Source organism: Agrobacterium sp. 22-209-1, from assembly GCF_053522485.1.
Map to the genome: position 1 here is coordinate 341,664 of NZ_JBNWCH010000004.1, position 14,716 is coordinate 356,379.

14 protein-coding genes and 1 tRNA gene are annotated in these 14,716 nt (G+C 58.7%); 10 read left to right on the forward strand and 5 right to left on the reverse strand.

Going from position 1 to position 14,716, the window contains the following annotated elements; all coding sequences use genetic code 11:
* The first annotated feature begins 45 nt into the window (after positions 1–45).
* Positions 46–918: an ATP-binding protein gene (locus ACQZ48_RS12775; protein WP_077982246.1), complete on the forward strand. Its 873-nt coding sequence runs from the start codon at positions 46–48 to the stop codon at positions 916–918.
* Between the two features lie 160 nt (positions 919–1,078).
* Entirely contained in the window at positions 1,079–2,269 is a 1,191-nt protein-coding gene (gene fdhA, locus ACQZ48_RS12780) for a formaldehyde dehydrogenase, glutathione-independent (protein WP_170985506.1), read from the forward strand.
* 88 nt (positions 2,270–2,357) lie between these two features.
* Here fdhA and ACQZ48_RS12785 read toward each other — a convergent pair whose 3' ends face one another.
* A complete protein-coding gene (locus tag ACQZ48_RS12785; RefSeq protein WP_448728873.1) occupies positions 2,358–3,020 on the reverse strand; it encodes a TetR/AcrR family transcriptional regulator in 663 nt (220 codons plus the stop codon).
* 115 nt (positions 3,021–3,135) lie between these two features.
* Here ACQZ48_RS12785 and ACQZ48_RS12790 point away from each other — a divergent pair, with 115 nt between their 5' ends.
* On the forward strand, positions 3,136–4,530 hold the full coding sequence (locus tag ACQZ48_RS12790; RefSeq protein WP_448728874.1) for a cytochrome P450: 1,395 nt from the start codon (positions 3,136–3,138) through the stop codon (positions 4,528–4,530).
* 58 nt (positions 4,531–4,588) lie between these two features.
* Here the strand turns inward: ACQZ48_RS12790 and ACQZ48_RS12795 are convergent, their stop codons facing one another.
* The 3 genes from ACQZ48_RS12795 to ACQZ48_RS12805 form a co-directional block, all read right to left on the reverse strand.
* The gene (locus ACQZ48_RS12795) at positions 4,589–4,792 is read right to left on the reverse strand and encodes a DUF3126 family protein (protein ID WP_003502851.1); all 204 of its coding nucleotides are present in this window, start codon (positions 4,790–4,792) and stop codon (positions 4,589–4,591) included.
* A 140-nt stretch (positions 4,793–4,932) separates the two neighbouring features.
* A complete protein-coding gene (cysE, locus tag ACQZ48_RS12800; RefSeq protein WP_077982243.1) occupies positions 4,933–5,757 on the reverse strand; it encodes a serine O-acetyltransferase in 825 nt (274 codons plus the stop codon).
* 143 nt (positions 5,758–5,900) lie between these two features.
* A complete protein-coding gene (locus ACQZ48_RS12805) occupies positions 5,901–6,677 on the reverse strand; it encodes an alpha/beta fold hydrolase (RefSeq protein ID WP_142912256.1) in 777 nt (258 codons plus the stop codon).
* A gap of 170 nt (positions 6,678–6,847) precedes the next feature.
* Between ACQZ48_RS12805 and ACQZ48_RS12810 the strand changes: the two genes are divergently transcribed.
* Both ACQZ48_RS12810 and ACQZ48_RS12815 read left to right on the forward strand, forming a co-directional pair.
* A complete protein-coding gene (locus ACQZ48_RS12810; RefSeq protein ID WP_035223329.1) occupies positions 6,848–7,093 on the forward strand; it encodes a zinc-finger domain-containing protein in 246 nt (81 codons plus the stop codon).
* Between the two features lie 30 nt (positions 7,094–7,123).
* Positions 7,124–8,305, forward strand: coding sequence for an FAD-dependent monooxygenase (locus ACQZ48_RS12815; RefSeq protein WP_137410416.1), 1,182 nt, complete (start codon positions 7,124–7,126; stop codon positions 8,303–8,305).
* A gap of 2 nt (positions 8,306–8,307) precedes the next feature.
* On the opposite strand, the gene ACQZ48_RS12820 is transcribed toward ACQZ48_RS12815, so the two are convergent.
* Positions 8,308–9,495 carry a cystathionine beta-lyase gene (locus ACQZ48_RS12820; protein ID WP_137410417.1) on the reverse strand — a complete coding sequence of 396 codons (1,188 nt, stop codon included), beginning with the start codon at positions 9,493–9,495 and terminating at the stop codon, positions 8,308–8,310.
* A 376-nt stretch (positions 9,496–9,871) separates the two neighbouring features.
* Between ACQZ48_RS12820 and ACQZ48_RS12825 the strand changes: the two genes are divergently transcribed.
* The 5 genes from ACQZ48_RS12825 (at position 9,872) to ACQZ48_RS12845 (ending at position 14,522) form a co-directional block, all read left to right on the forward strand.
* Positions 9,872–10,894, forward strand: a complete 1,023-nt coding sequence (locus ACQZ48_RS12825; RefSeq protein WP_162520376.1) for an amino acid ABC transporter substrate-binding protein — start codon at positions 9,872–9,874, stop codon at positions 10,892–10,894.
* A gap of 108 nt (positions 10,895–11,002) precedes the next feature.
* Positions 11,003–12,199, forward strand: coding sequence for an amino acid ABC transporter permease (locus ACQZ48_RS12830; protein WP_137410418.1), 1,197 nt, complete (start codon positions 11,003–11,005; stop codon positions 12,197–12,199).
* A gap of 2 nt (positions 12,200–12,201) precedes the next feature.
* Entirely contained in the window at positions 12,202–13,359 is a 1,158-nt protein-coding gene (locus ACQZ48_RS12835; RefSeq protein ID WP_137410419.1) for an amino acid ABC transporter permease, read from the forward strand.
* Positions 13,360–13,370: 11 nt separating this feature from the next.
* Positions 13,371–14,144 carry an amino acid ABC transporter ATP-binding protein gene (locus tag ACQZ48_RS12840; protein ID WP_137410420.1) on the forward strand — a complete coding sequence of 258 codons (774 nt, stop codon included), beginning with the start codon at positions 13,371–13,373 and terminating at the stop codon, positions 14,142–14,144.
* A 303-nt stretch (positions 14,145–14,447) separates the two neighbouring features.
* Positions 14,448–14,522: transfer RNA gene (locus ACQZ48_RS12845), tRNA-Glu, on the forward strand.
* The last annotated feature ends 194 nt before the right edge of the window (positions 14,523–14,716 follow it).

Genomic DNA, 14,716 nt, shown 5'->3' on the forward strand with positions numbered 1-14,716 from the left:
GGCGCAAAACAGAGTTTTGAACACCAGACAAGCGGAAGAAACACCATGATTCGAGAAGAAACGGCCTCCCTGCTTCTTTCAGAACTGCGCCGGCTCACCATCGCCGTGGAACGTCTGGCCGGGCCGGCGCCCGCCGTAAACGACTGGAATGCGGCCGATTGTTTCGTCTGGGTCCCAGTCAACTCCTTCATCCAGCCGGTTCCCCGCCCCAACCGCATCGCGTTGAAACTCATTCGCGGTGTCGATCATGTGCGTGATATCCTCCACGAAAATACGCTGCGTTTCGCGGAAGGTTTTGCCGCCAATAACGTGCTCTTATGGGGCGCGCGCGGCATGGGTAAATCCTCGCTGGTCAAGGCCGTTCACGAAGATGTGCGCACGGCGAGCGGCGTTTCGCTCAAACTGGTGGAAGTGCACCGCGAGGACATCCACACCCTGCCCGCTTTGCTCGACATCCTGAAGACGTCAGGTCATCGCGTCATCGTCTTCTGCGATGATCTTTCCTTCGACCATGACGATACGGCCTACAAGTCGTTGAAGGCGGCGCTGGATGGCGGCATTGAAGGACGACCCGACAATGTGCTTTTTTATGCGACGTCCAACCGCCGCCATCTTCTGCCCCGCCACATGATGGAGAACGAGCAGTCCACCGCCATCAATCCATCCGAAGCGGTTGAGGAGAAAGTCTCGCTTTCGGACCGTTTCGGCCTGTGGCTCGGCTTCCATAAATGCGGCCAGGAAGACTATCTGACGATGATCGACAGCTATGCGACGCATTTCGATCTGGGTCTGGACCGTGAAACGCTGCATCACGAGGCGCTGGAATGGGCGACCACGCGCGGCGGCCGCTCGGGCCGTGTGGCCTGGCAATATATTCAGGACGCCGCCGGCCGCCTCAGAAAGCCACTCGAAAGATAACGCGCCCTGACATCGGGCGAAACACGGTGTCGTTACGACCACACCGCGTGTCGTATTCCCGAACGCCACATCTCCCCTCCCGTGGTTTGCTACACCCACCCAGTCATCCTGCCGCAGAGGAGCGGACAGGTACGGTGTTCGAACCATGGAGGAGATGGATATGAGCAGGAATAGAGGCGTCGTTTACATGCGGCCGGGTCAGGTCGAAGTCCGCGACATCGACGACCCCAAGCTTGAAGCGCCGGATGGCCGCCGCATCGAGCACGGCGTCATTCTCAAGGTGATTTCCACGAATATCTGCGGCTCCGACCAGCATATGGTGCGCGGTCGCACCACCGCGATGCCAGGCCTTGTTCTTGGCCATGAAATCACCGGCGAAGTCATCGAAAAAGGCATCGACGTCGAGATGCTGCAGGTCGGCGACATTGTCTCCGTGCCGTTCAACGTCGCCTGCGGCCGTTGCCGCTGCTGCAAGTCGCAGGATACCGGCGTCTGCCTGACCGTGAACCCTGCCCGCGCCGGCGGCGCCTACGGTTATGTCGATATGGGCGGCTGGATCGGCGGACAGGCCCGTTATGTCACGATCCCCTATGCCGATTTCAACCTGCTGAAATTCCCCGATCGCGACAAGGCGATGTCGAAGATCCGCGACCTCACCATGCTGTCCGACATTTTGCCGACCGGCTTCCATGGCGCGGTGAAGGCGGGCGTCGGCGTCGGCTCCACGGTTTATGTAGCGGGTGCCGGCCCGGTCGGCCTCGCCGCTGCCGCCTCCGCCCGCATTCTGGGAGCCGCCGTCGTCATGATTGGCGATTTCAACAAGGATCGCCTTGCGCACGCGGCGAAAGTCGGCTTCGAACCTGTGGATCTCTCCAAGGGCGATCGGCTGGGCGACATGATCGCGGAAATCGTCGGCACCAACGAGGTGGATAGCGCCATCGACGCCGTCGGCTTCGAAGCCCGCGGCCATTCCGGCGGCGAACAGCCAGCCATCGTTCTCAACCAGATGATGGAAATCACCCGCGCCGCCGGCTCCATCGGCATTCCCGGGCTTTACGTCACCGAAGACCCCGGCGCGGTTGACAACGCTGCAAAACAGGGCGCCCTGTCGCTGCGCTTCGGCCTCGGCTGGGCGAAGGCGCAATCCTTCCACACCGGCCAGACGCCGGTGCTGAAATATAACCGTCAGCTCATGCAGGCGATCCTGCACGACCGCCTGCCGATTGCCGATATCGTCAACGCCAAGATCATTGCGCTCGACGATGCCGTGCAGGGATATGAAAGCTTCGATCAGGGCGCGGCCACCAAGTTCGTGCTTGATCCGCATGGCGATCTGCTAAAGGCAGCCTGATATAGCCGACAATTCTTCCATGGAATGAACGCGCCCGCGGCAATCTCGCCGCGGGCGTTTTTTATCTCCATGTCTCCGAATGGAGATATTACGCTTCGTTTCTGGCAAGCGCTTCGAGCGCGGCAATGGCGTCCGCCGAGAGGTAAGGCCTGAACAGGCTGGAGACCTGCCGCAAGCCCCACTCTAGTTGCTGTGGTCCAAATTCGCTGACACCGTCCTGCAGAGTGAGATAGGCTGCCCAATAGGTCGAGACGATCCACAGATTGGTCAAAACCGCATCGCGCTCATTTTCGGGAATAATCACCAGCCCCGCTTTCTGCATGCGCCCGACGATGTCTCCAACGGCAAGCCGCATCTCAGCACTTATCGTCCTCACCGGCTCCACCAGTCCCGGCGCAAGCGCAAGCAGACCGACGAGATCGCGAAACAGAAAGCGGTAGTTCCACACCAGCGAGAACCATTGCCGCAGGAAACCGGCATAGGTTTCCGCCGCGCCCTCATCCGCCCCATCGACAGTTGCGACCAATGCCACCGCATCGGCCTCGAAGCGCGCAAACAGCGCAAGAACCAGCAATTCCTTTGTACGGAAATGATAATAGAGATTGCCCTCGTTGATCTTCACCGCTTCGGCAATCTCCGCCGTTGTCACACGGTCTGGCCCCCGCCCGTTGAAGAGGTCAAGAGCGGTATCCAGAATCCTGTCGCGCGTGGAGGATCGAGCACGCGCCGGTCGTTTCGCATCATTGCTCATTATCGAAATCGCATCCCGCTATTGAAAATTAAGGTGATCACCTTAAATTATTCAAAATAAGGTACACACCTTAACAGCAAGTTGCCATTGTTCAACGGGCATAAAGGACCAGCAGATGACCGAAACCGGCCTTCGCACCCCGTCCACCGATACGACCGGACCGCAATCCGTATCGAAACTCGCCACGGCGCGTCTCGCTCTTTCCCTTATCCGCAATCCGTTGAAGGCATTGCCGCCAGAGATTTTCAGCGAACCCGCGGTCTTTAGCCACCTCGGCGGCATCATGCGGGTTCATCTGGCCGATCCCGTGCTCATCCACGAGGCTCTAGTGAAGAATGCCGCTCGGCTCGGCAAGGGTGAAGATGTCCGCCGGGCACTCGGCCCCGCGCTTGGCCAAGGCCTTCTGACGGCCGACGGCGATCACTGGAGGTGGCAAAGGCAATCCGTCGCCGCCGCCTTCCGCCATGAAAAGCTGCTGGAATTGCTGCCCGTCATGATCGAAACGGCCCGCCGCACGCAAACACGCTGGCACTCGTCCTCCACCGCCGACATCGATATCGGCCATGAAATGATGCGGACCACCTTCGACATCATCGTCGAAACCATGATGTCAGGCGGATATGGCATCGATATCGCCCGCGTGGAGCAGAGCATCACCGATTACCTGAAACCGACCGGCTGGACCTTCGCACTTGCCATGCTGGGCGCACCGGAATGGCTGCCGCATCCCGGCCGGCGCAAAGCGCGCGCCGCGGTCGATTACCTGCGCACCAGCCTTGCAACGGTGATCGCCGGCCGGCGGCAGAATCCCACCGACAGGGCCGATCTCGTCTCCATGCTGCTTGAAGCCAGGGACCCGGAAACAGGCAGGACGATGAACGACACTGATATCATCGACAATCTGCTGACCTTCATAACCGCCGGCCATGAAACGACTGCCCTCGGCCTTGCCTGGACATTTCATCTTCTGTCGCAGAACCGGGAAATGGAAAGAAAAATTGCCGAGGAAATCGAGGCCGTCACCGCCGGCAAGCCGGTTGGAGCCGAACATATCGCCAATCTCACCTATATCAGACAGGTGTTTTCGGAGGCCATGCGGCTTTACCCGCCTGCCCCCGTCATCACGCGCACCGCGCTTCAAGACTTCAGGCTCGGCGAACATGACATTCCGGCCGGAACCGTGTTGTACGTACCGATTTATGCCGTACACCGGCACACGGCCCTTTGGGACGAACCCGAACGCTTCGATCCGTCACGTTTTGAACCCGAGAAGGTGAAGGCGCGCCACCGATACGCCTATATGCCATTCGGCGCCGGGCCGCGTGTCTGCATCGGCAATGCGTTCGCGATGATGGAGGCCGTGGCGATTCTTGCCGTCATCCTTCAGACGAACCATCTTGAAAACAAAACCACTGCGTCGGCGGAACCGCTGATGCGGGTGACATTGCGGCCGCAGGAGCGGCTGATGATGCAGATCACAGATCGTCAAAACAAATCGCCCGCGGTGTAACCACCACGGGCGACTGTTTTATTGAATGCGAAACTCATCCGTCACCGGATGGTGACGATCACAGATCGACGTCGAGGATCGCCATGGAGAAGTTGTAGGAACGGTCGCCGTCTTCGTCATCGATGTAGACGACGCCGAGAAACTCTTCGCCAAGATACACTTCGGCGGAATCGTCCTTGCGCGGACGCGCCTTCACAATCATCTTTTCATTGAAAGTGCGCTTGAAATAGGCGTCGAGTTTTTTGATTTCGTCGGCTTTCACCACTATTCTCCTGTGCGGTTCACGTTGGCCCGCTTTTGGCATGGGATAAAGGCCAAAGTAAAGTGAAAGCGGCACGTCATCCGCGTCTTCCACACGCACAACCGTGAAAATGCCGGCCCATCAGAGCGCGACAGGGCCGGTCAGATATCGGCCCCGATAAGCTGGTCCATCAGACGCGAGGGTTCCGAACACCCTGCTTCCCCCACCACGCGCGCCGGCACGCCGGCAACCGTCGTCTTCGGCGGAACCGGCTTCAGCACCACCGAACCGGCGGCAATGCGCGAGCAGCTGCCGATCTCGATATTGCCGAGGATTTTCGCCCCCGCACCGATCATCACGCCATTGGCGATCTTCGGGTGGCGGTCCGCCCCTTCCTTGCCCGTGCCGCCAAGCGTCACGCCATGCAGGATGGAAACATTGTCGCCGATGACGGCCGTCTCGCCGACCACCAGCCCCGTCGCGTGATCAAGGAAGATACCTTTGCCGATGCGCGCGGCCGGATTGATATCGGTCTGGAAGATACTCGATGAGCGGCTCTGCAGATAAAGCGCCAAATCCCTGCGGCCCTTCTGCAGCAGCCAATGGGCGAGCCTGTGGGTCTGGATGGCCTGGAACCCCTTGAAATAGAGGAGCGGCTCCATGAAGCGCGTGCAGGCGGGGTCGCGGTCGTAAACGGCCTGAATGTCGACGCGCAGCACGCTTCCCCATTCCGGCCAGTCATCCAGCATGTCCTGGAAGGTCTGGCGCAGCAGCACGGCCTGCATGTCGGGATGATCGAGGAGTTCGCAGATGCGGTAGATCACACATTCTTCGAGAGACCGGTGGTTGAGGATGGTCGAATAAAGAAAGGCCGACAGCAGCGGATCCTGTGCCGCAGCACTTCGAGCTTCATTGAGCAGGCTGCCCCAGATGGGATCGACGATCGCCAGCTGTTCCGGCTGACGGGCCTCGGTACGTGCGACCATGAATGGTCTCCTCGTTTGCAGTGGTCGTTCTTTATACAGAAAAAGACGTGCATTAGAAATGGGATTCGAATGACGACTTTAAAGGCGGCAAGGCTTCAGTTTTTCTTCATGCAGCATGAAAAAACGTTTCTTGCCGCGCCCGCTCAAAGCGAGCGGTAAAATTCCAGCACCGCCGCCTTGAACACCCGGTCGCCGACGGCCAGCATGTGGTCGCGGCCGGGAATGTCGATCGCCCGCGCATGCGGCATGATCGCGGCAAGCTCCGTACCGGAACCGGCAATATCGTCCTTCGTTCCAACCGCGATCAGCGTTGGCGCATCGATCTTTGCCGCCTGTTCGCGGGTGACGAGAACCCGGGACGTCTCGATACAGGCGGCAAGCGCAAGCCGGTCGCTTTTCGTCTGGTCAGCAAAAGCTCGGAACATGCGGCCGCGCTCATGGGTGACGACATCGAGCGAAGGTGCGAGAAGCGCCTCGGCAATCGGATCCCAGTCGCCAACGCCTTCGACCATGCCGATGCCAAGCCCGCCGAAGACCAGCGACCGCACGCGCTCCGGATGCGCCATGGCGAGAAATGCGGAAATGCGCGCGCCCATGGAATAGCCCATCACATGCGTCTCGGCGATACCGAGATGATTGAGCAGCGCCACCGCGTCCCCGGCCATGACGGGCGGATAATAGGCTTCGGAATCGTGCGGCTTGTCGCTTGCGCCATGGCCGCGATTATCGATGGCGATCACGCGGTAGCCCGCCTCGCCCAGCGTCTTCACCCAGCCGGGATGCACCCAGTTGACATTGGCGCTGGAGGCGAAGCCATGGATCAACAAGACCGGATCGCCCGCCGGATCACCCTCGTCGAAATAGGCAAGGCGAAGACCGTCATGGGAAAAATCGGAAAATTGCGGCGTGTTGAGATTCATCAAGGACATCCTTTTTGCCGGACCATATGGCAGGAAAGCACAAGATTGAACATGTTTTGCTGACGATTTTTATGGAGATGCAATGCGTTTGAGGCTACATATCCGCAACGACGAGCCGATGCGAGAAGACGGATTGCGGCTCGATAACGATATTGCATTTGGAGACGAACATGGCCGGGCATTCCATTCCCCACTTCCAGAACGATGGCGGACACAGCGTGATCGAGATCGGCGTCAAGGAATTCATGTGCACCGGCGCTTCCGTGCCTTACGATCACCCGCATATCTTCATCGATATGGGCGACGACAATGAGAAGGTCTGTTCCTACTGCTCCACCCTTTACCGGTACAATCCGTCGCTGAAGGCCGAGCAGACCAATCCTCCGGGCTGCGTCTTCCATGTGAAGGCCGCCTGACCTTCCACTTTTCCTGATCGGGGCGCACCAATGCCCATCAAATCCGTAGCCATTGTCGGTGCCGGCATCGCCGGTCTCACCGCTGCCCTGTCTTTTGCCCGTTACGGGATCGACTGTGACATCATCGAGCAGGCCGGTGAGCTGACGGAAGTGGGCGCCGGCCTGCAACTCTCGCCCAATGCCGCCCGCATTCTCGACACGCTTGGGGTACTGCCTGATATCGAGGCGCGCTGGACCGAACCTCTCAGCGTCGAACTCGCCTCCGGAAAATCGCTGGCCACGCTGCTCTCCCTGCCGATGGGCGCGGTGGCCCGCAGCCGCTGGGGCGCACCCTACGGCGTACTGCACCGCTCGACGCTGCAGAATGCACTTTTCCAGGCGGTGACACGAAACCCGCTCTGCCGCCTTCATCTCGGCAAGCGCATCGAAAACGCGACGGTGGACGTGATTGCCGCAACCACCTTCCGTGACCATGACCTGATCGTCGGCGCGGACGGCGTCTGGTCGGCGGCCCGTTTCGCGGTCCCTTCCGCCCCCGCAGCCACCTTCTCCGGCAATATTGCCTGGCGCTTCACGGTCGCCGCAAACGATGTGCCGTCAGCCATCAACAAAAGCGCCGTGACCGCCTATCTCGGCTCCGGCGGCCATATCGTCGCTTATCCGCTGAAGGAAGTCGGCGGCTTCAACATTGTCGCCATCGCGCTCGGCGCCGACCCGGGCGCAACCTGGCGGGCGGAATCGGGCGGGCGGCAGAAAGCCATGCTGCTGGAACAGTTTCGCGGCTTCAGCCCGGATATCGTCCGATTGCTCGATTCGTCTGAAAATCCGACCTTCTGGCCGCTCTATCAGGCCGGCCCCGGCCGCTGGCATAATGGCCGTGACACGGTGCTGATCGGCGATGCGGCGCATGCCATGATGCCCTTCGCCGCGCAGGGCGCCGCGATGGCGATAGAGGATGCGTTTGAACTTGCGTGGGCGACGGCAGGCGGCAATGCCGAAAAGCCCCTGCCCTTGTCGCAGGCCCTTGCCGGCTTTGAGGCCCTGCGCCTGCCGCGCATAGAAAAGGCCCGCAAGCGGGCCTCCCTCAATCGTTTTGCCTATCACGCCACAGGCCCGGTGCGTATTGCGCGGGACTTCGTGTTTTCCACGCGCCCCACCGACGCCTTCCTGAAGGATTTCGACTGGCTCTACGGCTACCGCGCCAAAGGCTGAGGTTAAATCCCGGCCGCAGCCGTAAACCCGGCCTCGAGGTCCTTCTTGAGATCGGCAATATCCTCGAGCCCGATCTGCAGGCGGATGACCGGCCCTTCCGAAGGGCCCTTGGCAATGGTTCTGTCGACAAGCGAGACCGAAACGGCAAGCGATTCGTACCCGCCCCAGGAATAGCCCAGCCCGAAGAAGGTCAGCGCATTGAGGAAAGCGGCCGCCGCCTGCTTGTATTTGCCTTCCTCCGCCTTCAGCACAAAGGAGAAAACACCGCTTGCGCCCTTGAAGTCGCGCTTCCAGAGTTCGTGCCCTGCAAAACTCGGCAGCGCCGGATGCAGTACACGAACGACGTCGTCACGGCTCTCCAGCCATGTGGCGATATCGAGCGCGCTTTTCTGATGGTGCGCCAGCCTGATTCCCATGGTGCGCATGCCGCGCAGGATCTGGTAGGCATCGTCAGAGGTAACGCAGATGCCCAGATTGGCATTGGCCTGATCAAGCGCCTTCCAGTGCTTTTCATTGGCCGAAACGAAACCCATCAGCACATCCGAATGGCCCGAAGGATATTTGGTGGCGGCGTGAATGGAGACATCGACGCCGAAATCGAGCGGCTTGAAATAAAGCGGCGTCGCCCAGGTATTGTCCATCGTCACCACACAATCATGCCGGTGAGCGATATCCGCGATCAGCCTGACATCCTGAATCTCGAAGGTGTTGGAGCCCGGCGCTTCCAGATGCACCAGCTTGGTGTTCGGCCGGATGAGAGCCTCTATGCCCTCCCCGATTGCCGGGTCGTAATATTCCACCTCGACACCCAGCTTTTTCAGCATCGTATTGCAGAAACGGCGCGTCGGGAAATAGACGGAATCGACGATCAGCGCATGGTCACCGGCGGCGAGATAGGCAAGGAATGGCACGGTAATGGCCGCAAGACCCGAAGGCACAAGGATAGTTCCGAACGAACCTTCCAGTTCGTTGACGAGATTGCACAAGGCATCCGTCGTCGGCGTGCCGTGGGTGCCATAGGTGTATTTCTGGTTTTCGGTCGAGAGCGTCTCCGCGTCGGGAAAAAGCACAGTCGAGCCACGCACGATGGGCGGATTGACGAAACCGAAACAGTCGGCGGGATCGTTGCCGCCGTGGGCCAGGCGCGTATTCACACCTGCGGCGGAAAGCAGGTCATTTGTCTTGGTCATTTCAGATCAACTTTCGAAGGAACATTGACGCGTTCGACAATGCTAAGAGTGCAACGCAAGGTCAAGCCCGGCAGGGACGCCAGAACGGGTCGGAGCGACCCGTCGCCAACCAGAATACAAGAAGTATGCAAATACTATGCAAGTGCAAATTTCCGCAAAAATATGCTTATATTTTCACCCTTTGCACACTTCCCGACCAAAATTTGGAAAATTCCGTTTTATAGGCACAATTATTGCCCGCACGTCTTGACCCCGCTGCCAATTGCGATTGTGATAGAAAGAGCGGATCGAAAAAGATCTCGCTGAAGGGGGAGCTGGGGAAAATAAATATGCCGGTCCTCTTCCAAGTGACGATAACAAACAAAGGTTGGGAAAAATGAAAAAGGCAATTCTGTCAGCCGCCATCGGCGCAGCAGTTTTGGGAGGAGCCTCGGTCGCTTCGGCTGCGACGCTTCAGGATGTCAAGTCGAAAGGTTTCGTCACGTGCGGCGTTAGTGCTGGCATTCCGGGATTTTCCAATCCCGATGACAAGGGTGAATGGTCCGGTATCGACGTTGACTATTGCCGTGGTATCGCCACCGCGGTTTTCGGTGATCCTTCGAAAGCCAAGTTTGTCGCCCTTTCGAGCAAGGACCGCTTCCCGGCTCTCCAGTCCGGTGAAGTCGATGTTCTGACCCGTAACACCACCTGGACGATCAGCCGCGATACGTCGCTGGGCTTCAACTTCCGCACCGTCAACTATTATGACGGCCAAGGCTTCATCGCCAAGAAGGGCCTCAACGTGAAGTCCGCTCTTGAACTCTCCGGCGCCGCCGTCTGCGTTCAGACCGGCACGACCACCGAGCTCAACCTGGCCGACTACTTCAAGACCAACAATCTGCAGTACAACCCGGTCGTTTTCGAAAAGGAATCCGACGCGACGTCTGCCTATGATTCCGGTCGTTGCGACGTCTACACCACCGACCAGTCGGGTCTTTACGCCATCCGTTTGAAGCTGAAGAACCCGGAAGAAAACATCGTTCTGCCGGAAGTCATCTCCAAGGAACCGCTTGGCCCGGCCGTTCGCCAGGGTGACGACCAGTGGTTCGACATCGTGACCTGGGTTCACTATGCGATGGTCAACGCCGAAGAGCTTGGCGTCACCTCCAAGAATGTCGATGAGCAGAAGAACAGCGCCAATCCGGACGTGAAGCGCCTGCTCGGCACGGAAGAAGGCACCAAGATCGGCACTGATCTCGGCGTGACCAACGACTGGGCCTACAACATCATCAAGCTGGTGGGCAACTACGGCGAAGTCTTCGACCGCAACGTCGGCGCAGGCTCTCCGCTGAAGATCGAGCGTGGCCAGAACGCGCTGTGGACCAAGGGCGGCCTGCAATACGCACCGCCGGTCCGTTGATCGGCCCCATTACCGGCCAGATCATATAAGGAGGCTGGGCAACGCCCGGCCTCCGCTTCAAATTATATAAATAAGCTCGCAAAGAGCATATAAAAGGGAAAGGTGCCTATGGCAGGCAACGCGGTCAGTTCGCAACGATCGCGCGCGCAAAGCGCGTCGTCATTTATCTACGATCCACGCATACGCGGCATTTTTTATCAGGTCCTGACAGTCGTCGTCCTGGCCGCCTTCGTCTGGATCATCGTGACGAATACGATCACCAATCTTCAACGGTCAAACATCTCGTCCGGCTTCGGTTTCCTCGATGGAAGAGCCGGTTTCGATATCGGCCAGTCGCTGATCGCTTATACCAGCGATGCGACCTATGGCCGGGCATTGCTCGTTGGCATTCTCAACACGATCCAGGTTGCGTTTTTCGGCATCATCGCCGCCTCGATCATCGGTTTCATCGTCGGCATCGCCCGGCTGTCCAACAACTGGCTGATTTCGAAACTCGCGCAGGCCTATGTGGAAATTTTCCGCAACATCCCGCCGCTGCTCGTCATCTTTTTCTGGTACAAGGGCGTCATCTCGGTTCTGCCGCAGGCGCGCGAATCGCTGGAACTTCCACTCGGAACCTACCTCAACAATCGCGGCTTCTTCTTTCCCAAGCCGTTGTGGGGAGAAGGCACCTGGCTCGTGCCGCTGGCCTTTCTCGTCGCCATTGTCCTCAGCTTCTTCGTTTATCGCTGGGCGAAAGCCAGACAGGAGAGAACCGGGCAGCAGTTCCGCACCGGAATAACGGCGACGCTTCTCATCATCGGCCTGCCGCTGGCCACATTTCTGGCGCTTGGCGCACCGCTGACATTCGACTATCCGATTGCCGGACGGTTCAATCTCACCGGGGGCGCGGTCGTCGCACCTGAATTCATGTCGCTGTTCCTGGCGCTCTCCTTCTATACCGCCTCCTTTATCGCCGAAATCGTTCGCGGCGGCATCAAGGCCGTGGCGAAGGGGCAGACGGAAGCTGCGGATGCACTGGGACTTCGTTCCAGCACCACGACGCGACTGATCGTCGTTCCGCAGGCGATGCGCATCATCATCCCGCCGCTGACGAGCCAGTATCTCAATCTGACCAAGAACTCGTCACTCGCAGTCGCCGTCGGTTTCGCCGACATCGTCTCCGTCGGCGGCACGATCCTGAACCAGACGGGTCAGGCGGTTGAAGTCGTTGCGATCTGGCTGGTCATCTATCTCTCGCTGTCCCTGCTCACGGCTGTGGTCATGAACTGGTTCAACGCGAAAATGGCCCTGGTGGAGAGATGACGATGACGATCAGCAACCACGCCTTCGTGCGACAGACCATTGAAGAAGCCCGCCCCGCGCCATCCAGCGCGGTCGGGGTAACGCATTGGCTGCGCACCAAACTCTTCGCCACGCCCAAGGATACGGTTTTCACCGTCATTGCCATCGCTCTGCTGGCCTATATTGTGCCACCGATTATCGATTGGCTGTTCATCGACGCGGTATGGACCGGCAGCGATCGTATCGCCTGCCTGACCGCTTCGCAGGGCGGCGCCCTGCCGGACGGCCAGTCCGGTGCGTGCTGGGCTTTCGTTTCGGCCAAGCTTGGCCAATTCGTCTTTGGCCGCTACCCCATCGATGAACGCTGGCGTCCGATCCTCGTCATGGTGATGTTCACCATCCTGTTGATCCCGATGCTCATTCCGAAGGCGCCGTTCAAGCGTCTCAATGCGCTGGCGCTCTTCATCATCCTGCCCTTCATTGCGTTTTTCCTGCTTATCGGCGGCGTCTTCGGCCTGCCTGTGGTCGAAACGCAGCTCTGGGGCGGCCTGATGGTCACGCTCATCCTGTCGTTTTTCGGGATCACGGTGTCGCTGCCCTTCGGCATCCTTCTGGCGCTCGGCAGACGCTCGAACCTGCCGGTGATCAAGATGCTCTGCGTACTCTTCATTGAGGTCATCAGAGGCATTCCGTTGATCACCGTGCTGTTCTTCGCCAGCATCATGCTGCCTTTGTTCCTGCCCGACGGCTGGACCTTCGACAAGTTCCTGCGCGCGCTCGTCGGCGTGTCGCTGTTCTCCTCGGCCTATATGGCGGAGGTGATCCGCGGCGGCCTGCAGGCCATTCCAAAGGGACAATATGAAGGTGCAGATTCACTCGGCCTGAACTATTGGCAGAAGACGAGACTGATCGTGCTGCCGCAGGCGCTGAAGCTCGTCATTCCGGGCATCGTCAACACCTTCATCGGGCTGTTCAAGGATACGTCGCTGGTCTCGATCATCGGCATGTTCGACCTGCTCGGTATTGTCACACTCAACCAATCGGATGCGAACTGGGCCACGCCCGTCACCGCCATGACTGGCTATATTTTCGCAGGCTTCGTATTCTGGATATTCTGCTTCGGCATGTCGCGTTATTCGCTGTTCATGGAACGGCACCTCGACACCGGGCATAAACGATAAGGGACGCTCAAATGGCAGAAACCCAAGCAAAAGAACTGGCCGTCTCGACTACGGACGTGGCGATAGAACTCATCGGCATGAACAAGTGGTATGGCGACTTCCACGTGCTGCGCGATATCAACCTGAAGGTCATGAAAGGCGAGCGCATCGTCATCGCCGGCCCTTCGGGCTCGGGCAAGTCCACCATGATCCGCTGCATCAACCGGCTGGAAGAACATCAGTCAGGTACGATCAATGTCGACGGAATAGAACTCACCAACGATCTCAAGAAGATCGATGAAGTGCGTCGTGAAGTCGGCATGGTGTTCCAGCACTTCAACCTCTTCCCGCATCTGACGATCCTTGAAAACTGCACGCTGGCGCCGATCTGGGTTCGCAAGATGCCCAAGAAGGAAGCCGAGGAAGTGGCTATGCACTATCTGACGCGCGTCAAGATCCCCGAGCAGGCGAATAAGTATCCCGGCCAGCTGTCCGGCGGCCAGCAGCAGCGCGTGGCGATTGCCCGTTCGCTCTGCATGAAGCCGAAGATCATGCTGTTTGACGAGCCGACCTCGGCGCTCGACCCGGAAATGGTGAAAGAAGTGCTCGACACCATGGTCAGCCTCGCCGAAGACGGTATGACCATGCTATGCGTAACCCACGAAATGGGCTTTGCCCGTCAGGTCGCAAACCGCGTCATCTTCATGGACCAGGGCCAGATCGTCGAACAGAATTCGCCCGCCGAATTCTTCGACAATCCGCAGCATGAGCGCACCCGGCTGTTCCTCAGCCAGATTTTGCACTGAGACTGCAATCGACACGTATATCGAGCGGGGCCGTTTCGGCCCCGTTTTCGTTTCTGGAGATCTGCTGAAATCTTTATCTCCATGCACGAGCGCGACGATTTCGATTTTGTGATTCCACCGCTCTCGAAGCGCCAAGAGCACAAAAATACGCTCGACATCGCAGTTTAACCAATTGTTACGAAACGAGAATCCTTGTTTTCCAGGGGTTCTGGTGGCCCATGTCATTTTTTTGTCAAATCATGCATTTTTCCGCTTGCAGACCTTCGGGAGCCTGACTATAAGGGCGCCACACCACAAGCGCACGCGCCCTTCGTCTATCGGTTAGGACGTCAGATTTTCATTCTGAAAAGAGGGGTTCGACTCCCCTAGGGCGTGCCACTTGCCTTCGTGTTTCCTCTTCAAAATGTAGATGCACCGCGTCAGTTCGCAAAATCGCTACGCGCGATCAATGCAGCGGAACCGATTCCCGCCGAGCACGTTAGAATGCTGTCCCCCCGATGGAAGGCAAGCTGGCCGAAACGCCAACAGGAAAATCGACCCGCTTGCCTTTCCCCTTCCAGCCAAATCACAGC

Coding starts and splice junctions, on each gene's coding strand:
- cysE (WP_077982243.1), bottom strand. CDS start 5,757: ATGGTCGCACGTACCGAGGCCCGTCAGCCGGAACAGCTGGCGATCGTC.
- ACQZ48_RS12810 (WP_035223329.1), top strand. CDS start 6,848: ATGGCCGGGCATTCCATTCCCCACTTCCAGAACGATGGCGGACACAGC.
- ACQZ48_RS12790 (WP_448728874.1), top strand. CDS start 3,136: ATGACCGAAACCGGCCTTCGCACCCCGTCCACCGATACGACCGGACCG.
- fdhA (WP_170985506.1), top strand. CDS start 1,079: ATGAGCAGGAATAGAGGCGTCGTTTACATGCGGCCGGGTCAGGTCGAA.
- ACQZ48_RS12775 (WP_077982246.1), top strand. CDS start 46: ATGATTCGAGAAGAAACGGCCTCCCTGCTTCTTTCAGAACTGCGCCGG.
- ACQZ48_RS12820 (WP_137410417.1), bottom strand. CDS start 9,495: ATGACCAAGACAAATGACCTGCTTTCCGCCGCAGGTGTGAATACGCGC.
- ACQZ48_RS12815 (WP_137410416.1), top strand. CDS start 7,124: ATGCCCATCAAATCCGTAGCCATTGTCGGTGCCGGCATCGCCGGTCTC.
- ACQZ48_RS12840 (WP_137410420.1), top strand. CDS start 13,371: ATGGCAGAAACCCAAGCAAAAGAACTGGCCGTCTCGACTACGGACGTG.
- ACQZ48_RS12785 (WP_448728873.1), bottom strand. CDS start 3,020: ATGAGCAATGATGCGAAACGACCGGCGCGTGCTCGATCCTCCACGCGC.
- ACQZ48_RS12830 (WP_137410418.1), top strand. CDS start 11,003: ATGGCAGGCAACGCGGTCAGTTCGCAACGATCGCGCGCGCAAAGCGCG.
- ACQZ48_RS12835 (WP_137410419.1), top strand. CDS start 12,202: ATGACGATCAGCAACCACGCCTTCGTGCGACAGACCATTGAAGAAGCC.
- ACQZ48_RS12825 (WP_162520376.1), top strand. CDS start 9,872: ATGAAAAAGGCAATTCTGTCAGCCGCCATCGGCGCAGCAGTTTTGGGA.
- ACQZ48_RS12805 (WP_142912256.1), bottom strand. CDS start 6,677: ATGAATCTCAACACGCCGCAATTTTCCGATTTTTCCCATGACGGTCTT.